Origin of the sequence: Halostella limicola (assembly GCF_003675875.1) — an archaeon.
GTDB lineage: Archaea > Halobacteriota > Halobacteria > Halobacteriales > Natronoarchaeaceae > Halostella > Halostella limicola.
The window spans coordinates 1,061,323-1,076,643 of the sequence record NZ_RCDI01000002.1; the positions used below are offsets into that span (position 1 = coordinate 1,061,323).

11 protein-coding genes, 2 tRNA genes and 1 rRNA gene are annotated in these 15,321 nt (G+C 66.9%); 6 read left to right on the forward strand and 8 right to left on the reverse strand.

Annotated features, from left to right (window positions below; translation table 11 throughout):
- Positions 1-232 precede the first annotated feature (232 nt).
- The 3 genes from D8670_RS13245 to D8670_RS13255 all read right to left on the reverse strand — a co-directional run bounded on the left by D8670_RS13245 (position 233) and on the right by D8670_RS13255 (position 2,819).
- A complete protein-coding gene (locus tag D8670_RS13245; RefSeq protein ID WP_121818553.1) occupies positions 233-520 on the reverse strand; it encodes a DUF6360 family protein in 288 nt (95 codons plus the stop codon).
- Between the two features lie 100 nt (positions 521-620).
- Positions 621-2,402, reverse strand: a complete 1,782-nt coding sequence (locus D8670_RS13250; RefSeq protein WP_121818554.1) for a nitrite/sulfite reductase — start codon at positions 2,400-2,402, stop codon at positions 621-623.
- A gap of 102 nt (positions 2,403-2,504) precedes the next feature.
- Entirely contained in the window at positions 2,505-2,819 is a 315-nt protein-coding gene (locus D8670_RS13255; protein ID WP_121818555.1) for a DUF8134 family protein, read from the reverse strand.
- Between the two features lie 310 nt (positions 2,820-3,129).
- Between D8670_RS13255 and D8670_RS21655 the strand changes: the two genes are divergently transcribed.
- Together D8670_RS21655 and D8670_RS13260 are read left to right on the forward strand one after the other, a co-directional pair.
- Entirely contained in the window at positions 3,130-3,258 is a 129-nt protein-coding gene (locus D8670_RS21655; RefSeq protein WP_255459017.1) for a hypothetical protein, read from the forward strand.
- A 37-nt stretch (positions 3,259-3,295) separates the two neighbouring features.
- Positions 3,296-3,985: a DUF7119 family protein gene (locus D8670_RS13260; RefSeq protein ID WP_121818556.1), complete on the forward strand. Its 690-nt coding sequence runs from the start codon at positions 3,296-3,298 to the stop codon at positions 3,983-3,985.
- Between the two features lie 63 nt (positions 3,986-4,048).
- Here D8670_RS13260 and D8670_RS13265 read toward each other — a convergent pair whose 3' ends face one another.
- Entirely contained in the window at positions 4,049-5,299 is a 1,251-nt protein-coding gene (locus D8670_RS13265; RefSeq protein ID WP_121818557.1) for an ArgE/DapE family deacylase, read from the reverse strand.
- Positions 5,300-5,403: 104 nt separating this feature from the next.
- Between D8670_RS13265 and D8670_RS13270 the strand changes: the two genes are divergently transcribed.
- Positions 5,404-5,477: transfer RNA gene (locus D8670_RS13270), tRNA-Lys, on the forward strand.
- Positions 5,478-5,694: 217 nt separating this feature from the next.
- On the opposite strand, the gene D8670_RS13275 is transcribed toward D8670_RS13270, so the two are convergent.
- Positions 5,695-6,561, reverse strand: coding sequence for a hypothetical protein (locus D8670_RS13275; RefSeq protein WP_121818558.1), 867 nt, complete (start codon positions 6,559-6,561; stop codon positions 5,695-5,697).
- Between the two features lie 319 nt (positions 6,562-6,880).
- Here D8670_RS13275 and D8670_RS13285 point away from each other — a divergent pair, with 319 nt between their 5' ends.
- On the forward strand, positions 6,881-12,247 hold the full coding sequence (locus D8670_RS13285; protein ID WP_162994295.1) for a DUF7282 domain-containing protein: 5,367 nt from the start codon (positions 6,881-6,883) through the stop codon (positions 12,245-12,247).
- A 94-nt stretch (positions 12,248-12,341) separates the two neighbouring features.
- Here the strand turns inward: D8670_RS13285 and D8670_RS13290 are convergent.
- Positions 12,342-12,417: transfer RNA gene (locus D8670_RS13290), tRNA-Cys, on the reverse strand.
- Between the two features lie 178 nt (positions 12,418-12,595).
- Between D8670_RS13290 and D8670_RS20995 the strand changes: the two genes are divergently transcribed.
- Together D8670_RS20995 and D8670_RS13295 are read left to right on the forward strand one after the other, a co-directional pair.
- Positions 12,596-12,757 carry a DUF7331 family protein gene (locus D8670_RS20995; protein WP_162994296.1) on the forward strand — a complete coding sequence of 54 codons (162 nt, stop codon included), beginning with the start codon at positions 12,596-12,598 and terminating at the stop codon, positions 12,755-12,757.
- A 71-nt stretch (positions 12,758-12,828) separates the two neighbouring features.
- Positions 12,829-13,566, forward strand: a complete 738-nt coding sequence (locus D8670_RS13295) for a GNAT family N-acetyltransferase (RefSeq protein ID WP_121818560.1) — start codon at positions 12,829-12,831, stop codon at positions 13,564-13,566.
- Positions 13,567-13,576: 10 nt separating this feature from the next.
- Here D8670_RS13295 and D8670_RS13300 read toward each other — a convergent pair whose 3' ends face one another.
- Positions 13,577-14,815: an NADH dehydrogenase subunit gene (locus tag D8670_RS13300; RefSeq protein WP_121818561.1), complete on the reverse strand. Its 1,239-nt coding sequence runs from the start codon at positions 14,813-14,815 to the stop codon at positions 13,577-13,579.
- A gap of 217 nt (positions 14,816-15,032) precedes the next feature.
- Positions 15,033-15,154: ribosomal RNA gene (gene rrf / locus D8670_RS13305) — 5S ribosomal RNA — on the reverse strand.
- Positions 15,155-15,321: the final 167 nt, after the last annotated feature.

Genomic DNA, 15,321 nt, shown 5'->3' on the forward strand with positions numbered 1-15,321 from the left:
TGTCGGACGTACGTCCGACGAGTGATACCCCCAACTGCGGTCATCTAACGTCGGCTTAGGGCCCCCGGTGGCCCCGAAGTAACCGCGCGAAACCGCGCGAACGGATCCATGCGGCCGCGGCCGACAGGAGTTGGTCCGGGCGTAACCGCGCCATCTGTTTGATTACCCTCGGCTATAAGCAGAATAAATCGGTGTGATCGGGCATCAAGTGTGGAGAACGCGATACGACACGTTACTCGTCTCCGGTGGCCGCCTCGACCTTCGAGGCGTGTTTCTCCAGGTCGGCGGCGAGCTGGCGGGCCTCCTCGGGAGAGAGCGTCACCTCCTCCATGTGCGCCGGGAGGTGCTCCTCCTGCATGTTGTCCAGTTCGATCTGGAGCTTCACGCGGTCCGGGTCCTTCCGCGGCGAGGTCGCGTTGAGGACGGCCAGCGTCTCCTCCTCGAAGTCGTGGCCCTTCACGGTCGCGTCGATCAGGTCGAACGTCGTGTACGCGTTGACCTTCATCAAGCGGTCTGCCATACGAAACGGGAGGGAAGGGAGCTACTTAGCCGCCGCGGACGACCGACGTCGAGGAAACGCCGTCCGCGGTCGGCGTCGCCCGCCGGCCGTAACCGGAGCGTCAGTCGTCGGCGGGCGCGTTGGACTTCTCGTCGGCGACGGAGACCGGCGCGGGAGTGGCGTCCATGTCGTCGTCCTCGGCGTAGGGGTACCACGTCTTCTTCGTGTTGTGCATGAACGGGTCGTCGTAATCCGTCTCCTCGGGTTCGACGAGGTCGGCGAGCTCCTCGGCGTCGCGGTCGACGACGAACTCGCGGAACGTCTCGCCGTCCTCGCGCAGATCCTTGTAGTTCTCGACGAGGTTGTCGATCGCGCCGGGCACCTCGTCGGCGGGGACCCGCTCGGTCACCCAGTCCGCGAAGTTCGGGTTCTCGCCGAGGCCGCCGCCGAGGCCGATGTCGAGCGCCTCGACCGGCTCGCCGTCCTTGCGCGTCTTCATGCCGCGCAGGCTGATGTCGGCGATCTGGGGCTGGGCGCAGGAGGCAGTGCAGCCCGAGAGGTGGACGTGGAAGTCCTCGACGTCGTCGGGCAGGTCGACGTTCTCCTTGAGCCAGCGGGCGTAGCGGACCTGCCGGTTCTTCGTCTCGACGATGGAGAGCGAGCAGAACTCGGTGCCCGTGCAGGCGATGGAACCGCGCATGAACGGGCTCGGGTCGGGGTTGTACTCCTCAAGCAGCGGCTCGGCGAGCAGGTCGTCGAGGTTCTCCTCGGGGACGTCGGTGAGGATGACGTTCTGGCGCTGGGTGAGCCGCGCCTCGCCGGAGCCGTACTCGTCGGCGAGGTCGGCGAGCTCGATGACCTCGTCCGCGCCCATGCGGCCGACGAGGACGTTCAGACCGACGTAGTAGTTGCCGTCCTTCTGCTCGTGGACGCCGACGTGGTCGGCGTGGCCCTTGTCGTTGCCGGCGTTGTACGAGTAGTGCTCGCGCATGTCCTCGCCCGCGGTGTGGAGCTCGAAGTCCACGTAGTCCTCCTGCAGGGTCTCGCGGACCTTCTCGGGGCCCCACTCGTCGACCAGGAACTTGATGCGGGCGTTGTAGCGGTTCTCGCGGTCCCCGTGGTCGCGAAACAGCGCGGAGAGGCCGCCGGCGACCGCGGAGGCGTTCTCCGGTCGGACGAACACGTCGATGTCGCGGGCGAAGCGGGGCTCGTTCCGGGCGAGGCCGCCGCCGACGCGGACGTTGTAGCCGGTGACGGTCTCGCCGTCGATCTCCTTCTCGGCGGGTTCAAGCGCGAGGTCGTTGATGTCGCCCTGGCCGCAGCCCTCGTCGCAGCCGGTCACCGAGACCTTCCACTTGCGGGGGAGGTTCGAGTGGTCGTCGTTGCCCTTGAACGTCTCGTGGAGCTCCTGAATGGTGTCCCAGGCGTCGACGTGTTCGTGCTTGTCCTTGCCGGCGACGGGGCAGCCGACGATGTTCCGCCAGGAGTCGCCGCAGGCCTGGATGGTCTCCAGCCCGTTGTCGTGGAGCTTGTCCCAGATCTCGGGCATGTCTTCGATGCGGATCCAGTGGAGCTGGATCGACTGTCGGGTGGTGAAGTCGGCCCACCCGTTACCGAACACGGGGTTCTCCGCGGGGCCGGTGGAGTACTCCGCGGCGATCTCGCCGATGGTGCGGAGCTGGCCGGGTTCGAGGACGCCGTTGGGCGTCCCGATGCGCATCATGAAGTAGCTCTCCTGACCGGCGCGCTGGTGGTACAGGCCGTACCACTTGAAGCGCTCGAACCAGGCGTCGTGCTCGTCGTCCGGGATGGACTCCCATCCCTCCTCGGCGAACCGCTCCATGTGGGCACGGATGTCCGTCCCGTAGATCTCGTCTTTCCATTCCTCGACGTCGGTAGGCATGTGCCTCCGTTACGGGTCTCCCTCTTATACCCCCGACCCTACCGACAGAACTCCCCTCGTCTCCCGCTTACCGGAGATGCTTGCCTGACGTGGGTTCGCATATCACGACCGGGGTTCGTTGACCGCCTGGAACGACCCCGGTTCGAACTGGTAGAACTCGCCGTCGACGACGCGCCCCACCGGCAGCGCGTCTATCGTGTCTTTCGCGCCGCAGCCGATGCACTGGCCGACCGCGCCGACGGCCACGACGCCGCGATGGATAGAGACGTCGTAGAACGCCTCGCAGAGCACGTGGGCGACGTCGCAGTCGCAGAAGTCGTAGGACGCGAGCGGCCAGATGTCGCTGTTGCTGACCGCGCGAGCGTTGTTGACGCTGATCCACGCCCCGTCGTCGAGCGTGCGAACGGGAACCGTCATCGCCGCCCTTTCTCGCCCCAGCCTCGTTAGCCCGTCGCCGGTCGCAACGCTTACCGACGGATGACGCGCGTTACTACGGTAACCGCCATACTGCGACGCGATCTCCGCCTCAGCCTGCGACCGGGAAAGGGGCCATTTTTTCTGGTAAGCGGGAGTCAGGGTAGGGCTTGTGGGTTGAAGCGTTCTTAAGGTGGTACCGTCACAACGAACTGGTGATGACCGACGACGCTCGCCGGCGCACCGAACGGCGTCAGCACACGTCCGCCGACGTCGCGCCCGAGCTTTACGAGACCGACCCGGAGGAACACAGATGACGACTACCACCCACGACACCGACGAGGAGGAGGAGCAGGTCGACGACCATCTGGCGGACGTCGAAGAGGGTGCCGGCTGCACCGAGATCTGGGAGCACCTCTCGGAGCAGCGCGACGACGACTAGCGGAGGTTTTTCACCGCTCCACCCCAATCAAGGCCTGATGACTGCAGACCGGTCGGACGACCCCGACGACAGTGATGCCGGCGAGCCGCTGCCGATCGACCGCGAGTCGCCGGTCGGTCAACCCGTCGTCCGCGGCGACGCGGAGGTCACCGGCCAGCGCGCCCGCGACGCCGTCCAGTTCGACCCCGACGACCCGGAGAGCCTCGCGGACGCCGCCGAGACGGTCCGGGCGTTCGCCGAGAACACCGTCGGCGGCGAGGACAACGTGTACATGCTCCGGGGCGCGGCCGCCTGCGCCGCCCTCGTCCGTGGCGAGGGGTCGTACAAGGCCGCCGCCGAGCGCGCCGGCGGCGAGGCGACGGTCGCGTTCATCCGGAAGTGGGCGCGCGTCCACGACCTCCCGCAGTCGATCCGACGCCACGTGGCGATGGGCCACATCGCGCCCACCGCCGCGAAGCACATCGCCCGCGTCTCGGGCAACGCTCGCTTCCTGCTCGCGTTCGCCGTCCTCGACGACGCCCTCACCGTCCGCGAGGTCCGCACCATCGCGAGCGACGTGAACAGCGGCACCCCCGTCGAGACGGCGCTCGCGGACCACGGGGTCACCGTCGGCGAACTCACCCTGTCGCTGCCGGCGGACGTCTACCAGCGGCTCCGCCGCGAGGCCGCCCTCCAGAGCACCGACCCCGACTCCCTCGTCGCCGACGCCCTCGACGAGTACCTCTGATCGCTTGCCGCTCTCGCTAGACGCGACGGTTCGGGAAGCTTCGCCGTCGCCAGAGTACCGTACTCACCGGCCGCAGAACCGCTCCGCCGCGTCGGCGAGAACCGCGCTCGCCGTCTCCACCTCGTCCACGTCGATAGACTCGTCGGGGAAGTGCGCCTGTTCGATGCTCCCCGGGCCGAACAGGACGGTCGGGATCCCGGCTTCCTGATAGTGCCGGCTGTCGGCGCCGTACGTCGCGCCCTGCGGCGTCGCGTCGAGGCCCCGAGCGGTCGCCGCGTCCCCGACCGCCTCCACGACCGGATGGTCGAGCGAGACCGAGGCCGGCTCGAACTGTATCGAAAACCGCTCGAACGTCGGCGGGTGGTCGCGGAGCCACTCGCTGTCCTCGACGACCGCGTCGAGGCGCTTCTGGAACTCCGCCTCCACCTCGGCGACGGTCTCGCCGGGCGCGACGCCGATCCGGAGTTCGGCGACGAGCTCGTCCGGTACCGCCGACACCCAGTTGCCCGCCTCGACGGTCCCGAAACAGACCGGCCACTTGGTCGGGTACTCCGCGTAGAGCGGATGGTCGACCCGCGCTTCGCGCTCCGCTTCCAGTTCCTCGAACGCCCGGCGGATCTGCTCGAAGTGGGGGAGCACCGACTCGCCGTGCCAGCGCGTCGCGGCGTGAGCGGACCGCCCGCTGAGACGCAGACGCTTCATCACGCTCCCCTCGACGGCCGTGACGACCCCGAGTTCCGTCGGTTCGGCGATGACGGCCGCGTCGCGCTCGAAGGGGTACGGGTTCGACAGCGCCGCCGCGGCCGCCCCGATCCCGCCTTCTTCCTCCCCGGCGACGCTCTCGACGACAACCCGGCCGTCGACGTCCGCCGCGTCGGCGAGCCGCCGCGCCGCGAAGACGCAGGCCGCCAGTCCGCCCTTCATGTCCGCGGCCCCGCGGGCGGTCACTCGGTCGCCGTCCCAGACCGGGTCGAACGGGTCGCTCGTCCACGCGGAGCGCGTCGCGGGCACGACGTCGACGTGCCCGTTCAGCACCAGCGTCGGTCCGGCGTCGGGGTCGCCCAACTCGACGACGCCGGCGACCGACGGGCGGTCGGCCGTCGATATCTCGGCCGGGTCGTCAGGGAACGACGGGTGCTCAGCCAGTTCCGCGGCGTCGGCGGTCCACCGATACGTGTCGAACCCCCACTCCTCGAACCGCTCGCGAAGCCACTCCTGTGCAGGTTCCTCGCCGCCGTCGGTCGTGTCGAACCGCAGTAACTCGTCCAGAAACTCCCGTAGGTCGCCCTCCCGAGGGCCGAGGAACTCGTCCATGGATACGGGTGGCGAAGAGTGCGGGCAAAAAGATACTGATAGGCGTGACCGCCCGAACGGAACAGCAACTCTTTAACCACTCTACTGCGAAGCGTTGGGTACGTGGGCCGGTAGCTCAGTCAGGCAGAGCGTCTGGCTTTTAACCAGATGGTCGGGGGTTCAATTCCCTCCCGGCCCGTTTCTCACACGAACGACAGTGAGCGGTGAGAAACGTCTCCGGAGGAATTGAACGACGGCGCGAGCGACCGCAGGGAGCGAAGTGGAGGTGGTTCAATTCCCTCCCGGCCCGCTTTTCGGCGGTGTATCTCGCGATCACGACGACCGCTAAGAATCGGCGGACCGCACGGTAGTCACTACCGAGTAGCGCGCGAAAAACGGAAAACCGCGACCGCGGGTTACTCCTTCCGGGGGAGGTACGCGAGCGCGGTCAGCAGCACCGTCGCGATGCTGCTGATGATGACGATGCCCCAGACGCCGTTGATCCGCTCGTGGAAGTGGTCCTGCTCCGCCACCTGGCTCTCGTAGCCCTCGACGTCGGAGGAGAGGAGGACCCGATCCTCGGAGGGGAAGTGCGCGACGAACTCCGTGCCCTCGGTCTGCGAGGAGTTCAGGATGAACACCTCGCCGTCGGCGAAGGAGACCTCCTCGGTGCGCTCGCCCGACCACTCGAGGAGGATACTCGAGTTGGAGACGTTCGCGACGGTGGTCTGGTTACCCTGATAGTCGATCTGCTGGCCCTCGCTGATCGTCTCGTTGGAGAACTCCTCGTCCTGCATGTACGGCGTCAGTTCGCGCGTGCCGTCGTCGGCCTCGCGCACGACGTACCAGCGCTCGGCCTGCCCGTCGTAGGTCAGGTTCGCGCCGGAGTCGTTGCCGGGGACGGTCCGGAGCGTCGCCTCGGAGACGTCGGTCCCGTTCTGGATGAACAGGTGGTAGTCCGTCTCTCCGAGCGTCACCGTGCTGTTGTCTTCCCACGTATCGGAGAAGACGGCCGAGTCGTTCGTCCAGGTGAGCGTGGCTTCGAGCGTCTCCTCGCCGCCACCGCCGCCGCCGTGGCCGCCGCCGCCACCGCCGCTGGACGCTTCGACGCTCGTCGCCGTGTACGTCCGTTCGCCGAGCGTGAGTTCGGACCCGTTCTCCAGCTCGTGGTCGGGGTCGTCGATCGATATCGTCGGCCCCTGAGCCGTCGCGATGAACGCGTACGACCCTGCAGCGAGCACGAGGAAGAACGCGATGTACACCGCCGCTGCGCGTCGTTGCATATTCGCACCGTCGTACGCTCCCCGTAAAACGATTACTTTTCGCCGGAAACGCCAGCGCCCTCGGCGCGGAAAGCCGAGGTGAACGCGCCGCGGGGGCGACCTTACTGGCGGCCGTCCTCTGGGACAAAGATCAGGTCACGTAGGACGAATACCCCGGCGCCGTCCCGCGGTAACCGCCGGTGACTCGCGCTCCTCCGGGGACGGTGATAGAAAACCGGTCTGAACGATAGCCCGCGTTTATAGACCGAACGAGTAACCCTGACGGTGGTATGCCTGTTTCCGAATCGCACACGAACGTACGCACAGGAGAAGCGACGCGATGACGAGGCCGTCTATCGAGGCGGCGCGGCGACTGCTCGTCGTCGCCGTCGCGGCGACGATGGTCGTGAGCGTCCTCGCGGCGCCCGGGCTCGCCGCCTCGGCCGCCGACGCCGGGGACGGGACGCCGTCGCTGACCCAGGAACAGGAGGAGAATTACACCGAGGCCGCCGAGCAGGGAGCCGAGCGCGGGATAGAGATCGCGCAGGAACAGGGCGCGAACGTGACACAGGAGCAGCGCCAGGCGGTCATCAACGGGACGGTCGCAGCCGCGGAGCAGCGCCAGACCGTGAACGCGTCGCAGGTCCAGGCCGCCGCCCGCGGGGCCGCCCACGGGACGATGCTCCAGGGCCAGCGCGTCAACGCCTCGCAGGCGCAGGCGATAGCGCAGGGGGCGACCGAGGGCGCGCTCCAGCAGCAGAACGCCTCGCTCGTCCAGCTCCAGAGCGCGGCGTACGGCGCGGGCCACGGCGCGGTCGCCGGGAGCCAGAACGCCAGCGTCGAGCAGCTCCAATACGCCGCGAGCGGCGGCGCGCACGGCGCGACGACGATGGCCGTCCAGCAGCAGACGGCGAACGTCTCGCAGATCCAGGAGGCCGGGCAGGGCGCCGCCTACGGCGCGCTCACGCACACGCGGAACGTCACGCTCCGCCAGTCACAGAACGTGAGTGTCGAGCAGGAGCAGACCGCGGACGCCGGCCAGGCCCAGAACGCGACGGTGCAGCAGACGCAGAACGTCACCGTCGAGCAGATCCAGGCCGCCGCCCGCGGCGCCGCCGAGGGGGCCTACAGCCAGAACGAGACGGCCGACGTGAAGCAGGTCCGCTCCGCGGCGACCGGGGCGGCCCACGGCGCACTCGTCCAGAGCCAGAACGCGAGCGTCGAGCAGATCCAGGCCGCCGCCCGCGGGGCGAGCGCGGGGTCGCTGCGGCAGGTCCAGCGCGCCACCGTGACGCAGATCCAGGAGGCCGCCTTCGGCGCGGCGAAGGGGTCGATATCGCAGTACCAGGTCGCCGACATCCGACAGATCCAGGCCGCCGCGCAGGGCGGCGCCGAGGGGGCGATCGTCCAGATCCAGCGGGTTAACGTCGTCCAGATCCAGCACGCCGCGGAGGGCGCGGCGAAGGGCGCCGCCCGGACCGCCGGCCAGCGGCAGGTCGTGAACGTCGAACAGGTCCAGGCCGCCGCGCGCGGCGCGGCGGAGGGGTCGGTGATCCAGGTTCAGATCGTCAACGTCGTCCAGATCCAGATCATCGCCGAGGGCGCGTCGAGCGGGGCGCTCGAACAGAGCCAGACGGCGAACGTCGTCCAGATCCAGTCCGCCGCGCAGGGCGCGGCGAGGGGCGGGGCGACGCTGACCCAGCGCCAGGAAGTGAACGTCGAGCAGATCCAGATCGTCGTGCAACGCGTCGCGAACCGGACCGCCGGCGAGGCCGCGGAGGAGGGCGAGACCGATCCCGAGCAGATCGCCGACGACGCGAGCGACTCCGTCGACGACGAGGTCCAGCGCGACGACGAGCAGGAGGAGCGCGTCGTCACCGCGTCGCTCGTCCTCTCGGACCAAGAGGGCGACGGGACGAACCTCTCCGTCGACGAGGCCACCGCGAACGTCGAGTTCGTCGTGGAGGCAAGCGCCGACGGCGAGACGCTGAACGAGACCACCGTCGACGCGAACGAGACGTTCGACGGCGCTCTCACGCTCGACCCGCCGCTCGATGAGGACAGCACGGTCACCGTGACGCTCCGCGACGCCGACACCGACGAGGCGCTCGTCGAGGGCGAACTGCGGTACACGGTCGTCGAGGAAGAGCCCGAACCGACCGCGACGCTCGACGTCGAGGACCAGACCGGCGACGGCGTCAACCTGACCGTCGAGAACGCCTCCGCCAACGTCGACTACTACCTCGACGTCCACGCGAACGACACCACGCGCAACGTGACTGACGCCTTCGACGCCGGCGAGTCCTTCGAGGGCAACCTCACGCTCGACCCGCCGCTCGAAGAGAACGGCACCGTCCGGGTCGCCGTCCACGACGCCGACACCGACGCGGAGCTGAACGCGACGAACGTCACCTACAACGTCACGCCCGCCGAGGAACAGCGCCCGACGGCGAACGTGACGTTCGAGAACCAGAGTTCGAACGGGACGAGCGTCGTCGTCGACGAGGTCGAGAGCTCGAACGGCACCTTCGTCGCGATCCACGAGACGACCGCCGACGGGGAGGTCGGCGACGTGATCGGCGTCTCCGAGTTCCTGCCGTCCGGCCCCCACGAGAACGTCAGCGTCGAGTTGTTCGACGTGGCGGGGCTGGAGACGAACCGCACCGGGCTGAACGAGAGCCAGACGCTCGTCGCGATGCCCCACGAGGACTCGGATAACGACCGCGACTACGACTTCCTGACCTCGAACGGCAGCGACGACGGGCCGTACCTCAACGAGACCGGCGCGCCGGTCACCGACGACGCGTTCGTCACCGTCGTCAGCGAGAACGTGACGGACAACGAGACGAACGTCACCGAGAACGTCTCGTCCACGCTCGAGGTCGAGAACCAGACCGGCGACGGCGTCAACCTGACCGTCGAGAACGCCTCGGCCGGGACGGCGTTCTACCTGAACGCCAGCGTGAACGAAACGACTCACAACGAGACCGACGACTTCGCGGCGAACGAGTCCTTCGAGGGCAACCTCACGCTCGAGCCGCCGCTCGAAGCGAACGGTACCGTCAGCGTTGCCCTCGTCGACGCCGAGACCGACGAGGTGCTGAACGCCACCAACGTCACCTACAACGTGACGAACGTCACCGAGGACGTGACGAACGTCACCGAGGACGTGACTGACAACGTCACCGAGAACGTCTCGTCCACGCTCGAGGTGGAGAACCAGACCGGCGACGGCGTGAATCTGACCGTCGAGAACGCCTCCGCCAGCGTCGACTACTACCTCGACGTGCACGCGAACGACACGACGCGCAACGAGACCGACGACTTCGCGGCGAACGAATCGTTCGAGGGCAACCTCACGCTCGACCCGCCGCTCGAAGCGAACGCGACCGTCGAAGTCGCGATCCACGACGCTGAGACTGACGAGGAACTGAACGCCACCAACGTCACCTACAACGTCACGCCCGCCGAGGAAGAGGCGGAGCGCCCGACGGCGAACGTCACCTTCGAGGACCAGTCCTCGAACGGGACGAGCGTCGTCGTCGACGAGGTCGAGAGCTCGAACGGTTCCTTCGTCGCGATCCACGAGACGACCGCGACCGGCGAAGTCGGCGGCGTGATCGGCGTCTCCGAGTTCCTGCCCGCCGGGACGAGCGAGAACGTCAGCGTCGAGTTGTTCGACGTGGCGGGACTGGAGACGAACCGCACCGCGCTGGAGGAGAACCAGACCCTCGTGGCGATGCCTCACGAGGACTCTGACGACGACCGCGACTACGACTTCCTGACCTCGAACGGCAGCGACGACGGGCCGTACCTCAACGAGACCGGCGCAGCGGTCATCGACGACGCGTTCGTCACCGTCGCAGCGGAGAACGTGACGAACGTGACGGACAACGAGACGACCGTCACCGAGAACGTCTCGTCCGCGCTCGTGGTCGAGAACCAGACCGGCGACGGCGTCAACCTCTCCGTCGAGAACGCCTCCGCCGGCGTCGACTACTACCTCAACGCCAGCGTGAACGAGACGACCCGCAACGAGACGGCGACGCTCGACGCGAACGAGTCCTTCGAGGGCAACCTCACGCTCGACCCACCGCTGGAGGAGAACAGCACGGTCCGAGTCGCGATCTACGATGCCGAGACCGACGAGGAACTGAACGCGACGAATATCACCTACAACGTGACGCCCGTTGAGGAGAACGTCACGGCACCAGACGAGAACGTCTCGACGACGCTCGAGGTCGAGAACCAGACCGGTGACGGCGTCAACCTGACCGTCGAGAACGCCTCCGCCGGCGCAGACTACTACCTCGACGTACACGAGAACGACACCACTCTCAACGAGACGGCCTCGTTCGAGGCCAACGAGTCCTTCGAAGGCAACCTGACGTTGGACCCGGCACTTGAGGAGAATAGCTCTGTCCGGGTCGCGATTCACGACGCCGAAACCGACGAGGAACTGAACGCCACCAACGTCACCTACAACGTGACGCCAGCGGAGGAGAACGCGACGGTGACGCTGTCGGCCGAGAACCAGACGGGTGACGGTACGAACCTCACAGTCGCGGAGGCGTCCGCCGACACGGCGTTCTACCTCGACGTGCACGTGAACGAGACGACCCACAACGAGACGGCCGACTTCGCCGCCGGCGAGACGTTCGCGGGCGACCTGTCGCTCGACCCCGCTATCGGCGAGGACTCGACGGTCCGCGTCGCGGTCCACGACGCGGAGACCGACGAGGAGCTGAACGCCACTAACGTCTCCTACGAAGCGGCGGTGACGCCGGAGACGACTGACGCGCTCGCCGAGTACGAGGACGTGCAGGCGGCCCGCGACGACGGCTACGTCGACACACACGAGTTCGACGTCAACGAGACCGGCGCGACCGGGATCCGGTTCGTGAACACCGCGGCCCTGGACGACGGCGAACTCGACCCGCGCGAACCGGAGATCCTGCTGTACACGGTGAACGAGAGCGGCGAGTACGAACTGCTCGGCGCGGAGTGGTACAGCCCGGAGACGACCGGCGAACCGCCCGCGCTGTTCAACCAGACGTTCCGGGGTCCGCTGCCGGGCCACACCGACGAGCTGGAGTCGCACTACGGCCTGTACGCCTGGCTGTTCGAGGACCACCCCGTCGACCAGTTCGCGCAGCGTAACCCGGCGGTCGACGCGCCCAGCCTGATCTCCGTCACGGACCAGACCGGGAACGGGAGCGCCGTCACCGTCGACCGAACGACGTTCGCCGACGAGTACGTCGTCGAGGTCCGCGACGAGACCGGCGCGACGCTCGGCCAGTCCGAGACGCTCACCGGGCCGGCCACCGACGTGGCGGTCGAACTCGACACCGAACTGGACGCGAACGCCACCGTCGAGGTGACGCTCGTGCACCCAGACGGTAACGAGATCGCGGAACCCGTCCTCCGCGAGACCGTCGAGTACACCGTCGAACCCGACGTCGGCGTCCTCGACGAGGAGGAACCGACCGACGAGGAACCCGTCGAGAACGACACCGACGGCCTCGCCGAAGAAGAGACCCCCGAGAGCGACGCCGATAACGAGTCAAACGTCACTCTCGACGAGGAAGCGCCCGCTACCGCCGACGGCAACGAGTCGAACGACACCGAGACCGACGGCGGCATCCTCAACGACGCGGCCGACAACGAGACCGACACTAACGAATCGACCGCCTCCGTCGCGGCGTAGCCACACGCCGCTGACGGTCTTTCGCGGTTCCGACGCGGAGAAACGCCCGTGGACGGTGACGCCTCTCGGGAAGGCTACTGTCGGAGTCGAGGAAAGCCAAGGGCCGGATTTGAACCGGCGGTGGGCGGCTCTGCAGGCCGCTGCGTTCGGCCGGACTCTGCCACCTTGGCGCAGTTCGTACTAACTGCGTCCGCCGCTTAAGCCTAGCGTTTCGTTCTGCCGGTTCGCCATTGTTTGGTAGGTAGTGCCGCGGTATGATACCACACTAGAACTCCTTTAGCACAGCGCCTTTACCGCTCACAGCGTTCGATGCGGGTAGAACCGCGCGATCCGCGGTACCGAATATCAATGAACGAACCTATCGCCGAGACCACCGACCGTTCGATGCCCGACCGGCCCGACCTCGACCAGTACGTCAGTTACTCGGACGACGGCGACACCGTCATCTGCGACCGGGAGAACCCGAGCGCCTGGGTCAGGTCGGACGATCTTCGGCCGGTCGAACGGTAGCAGTCAACGCTTCTCTTCAGCGCCGATTGTGCGCCGAAAGGAGTATACCTTGTGAAGTGGTACCAACATCCATGAAGCTTTCCGAACCGCTGAAGATCGAACACGACGACCGCCGTCAGATCTTCGAGGAGATCGAACGTAACGGCGGTCTCCCCAAGGACCGAATCGTAACCGGGACGGTCGAACAGCAGCGGGCGGCCCGTCACCACGTCGCGGTCCTGAAGCGGGACGGATACCTCCGCGAGACGGAAGAAGGGAGGCTCGAACCGGCGCTGGAGGTCGACGCCGACGCCGAGGAGTTCAGCGCGGACGACGCGACCGTCACCATCCGGCCCGCTCGACAGGCGGACCTGACGGGCATCGTCGGGGCGATCAGGCAGGTCGCCGCGGAGAAGACCTACATCGTCGCGGAGTCGGTCGCCGACGAACTCGACCACCAGGACGTGCTGCTCCGGCACAACAGCCTCGAGTCCCGGATGTTCTTCGTCGCCACCGTCGACGAGGCGGTGATCGGGTGGGTCCATCTCAACGCGCCGGAACTTGAGAAGCTCGACCACACCGCCCAACTGACCGTCGGCGTCATCGAGGAGTACCGCGGCGAGGGGATCGGGGAGGAGCTGCTCGACCGTGCCACCGACTGGGCGAGCGAGAACGGCTTCGAGCGGCTGTACCAGAGCGTCCCGTCGACGAACCAGCGCGCCATCGACTTCCTCGAAGACCACGGCTGGAAGGTCGAAGCCGTCCGGGAGGACCATTACAAGCTCGGCGACGAGTACATCGACGAAGTGATGATGGCCGCGACGCCGTAGCGTCGCGGGCTCACCGACAGCTCTCGCAGACGTACTTCGTGCCGGACGTGAAGCGCTCGCGCTCCGGCCTCGCCACGTACTCGCCGCATTCGACGCACCAGGTCCAGTAGATAGTGCGCCCCGCTTCGGGAAGCGTCCGCCCACTCTGGTCGGACTGTCGAGTGATCTCGACGTGCCGGTCGCTCACTTCCGTCACTTCGCCGCCGATCGATGCATGCTGGGCGTTCCCGATGTCGCCGCCCGACGGAACGGCGATCATCTCGCCCGCGGTCACCTCGTCGCCGGGCTCGACGACCGGCCGACTCGGGGACACGATACCCTCCAGATCCGAATTGGTGATCATGGGGATCCGTACGCGGTCCGGATCGTGCGTCGACGGTTCCGTCTCGTGCTCCGCGCTCCACTCGATCGGGTTCAGCACGTTGATACGGCCACCGCCGAGCGTATTCTCCTCGACGACGTCCGCGTCCAGAACGGTCAGGCAGTTCGTCCGCTTGCTCGTCCCGAAGGCGGACGGATCCTCCTCGATCTCGAAACACCAGCCCGGTCCCCCGTCGGCGAGCAGTTCGTCCTCGCCGATATCGTCCGGATCGCGGCCGGCGGCAGCGAGCAGGTGCGACGCCGGCGTGCCTATCGGGACCTTCAGGAACCGGTGGTCCGGAACGTTTCCGTCGACGTGGACGTACTTGTGCGTCATCGGCTCGTTCCTCTCAAGCGTCTTGAAGACGTTGTGGAGCGTCTCCGTGTTCTGGACGATCCATCCGTGGTCCATCGGCAGGTCGTCCCCCATCACCACACCGGCGACCAGTCGCAGGAGGACGTTCTCCATCCCGTACTCGTACTGATCGTCGGTGTACGCGAACACTACTCCTGACTCCGTTTCCGGGTCTAACGGCAGGTCCGAGGGACCGTACACCCTCCCGTCCGTCGCGGCTTCGAGTTGGCGCATCCAACCGTCTCGGTCTTTCTCCTTCGCGCCGATCACGATCGCGTCGAACGCGCGGTCGAGTAACGCGTCGAACAGCCGTCCGAACTCATCCGCCCGTTCGCGTCCCAGCCACTTGTCGATGTAGTAGTTCGGTTCGCTTTCCTGGTGGTTCACCAGAAGGTAGTCTACTTCATCGAGTCGTTCCCACTTCGCGTGCGCCGGAAACCCCGCTCCCCCCGCGCCGGCGATCCCCGCGTTCTTGAACGTCGTCGCCAGCTCCGACAGTTCGGTCTGGTCGAGTCGCTGTAAGCTTACGCTCATGGTCCACCCCAAATCGGGGGTTGCCGCCACCAGGGCATAACTCTAACGTGAAGCGTAACGTTACTGCAGGCATTGGTCAATGTTACCAAACAACAAGGAACGAGATCGGTCGGTACCTCACGAGTAAAGCGGAAGTAGCGACGATCGCCGTCGCTGCGCGTATGAATGACGAATACCCCAGCAGCCACGCGTGGCTACTGAGGGTGTAAGTATGAATGGCAGGCGGCGAACCGGATTTCCCAGAGGGTCGCCCACTCCAGTACTCGCCGGAACGCTGGCGGGCTTAACGTCCGTGTTCGGGATGGGTACGGGTGTTTCCCCGCCGCGATGGCCGCCTTAACGCCGACTCGCGGAATCGAACCGCGATCCAAACCAGTGTCGGTGGCATGAAGCCGTGGTGTACGTGCAATCCAGTTGACGCCTGGACCCGTTCTGTGGGTACAGTGCGATGAGTGTGTGGCGTTGGTCTGTTAGTGCTCGCGGGCTGAACGCCTCGTTGCCTTGGC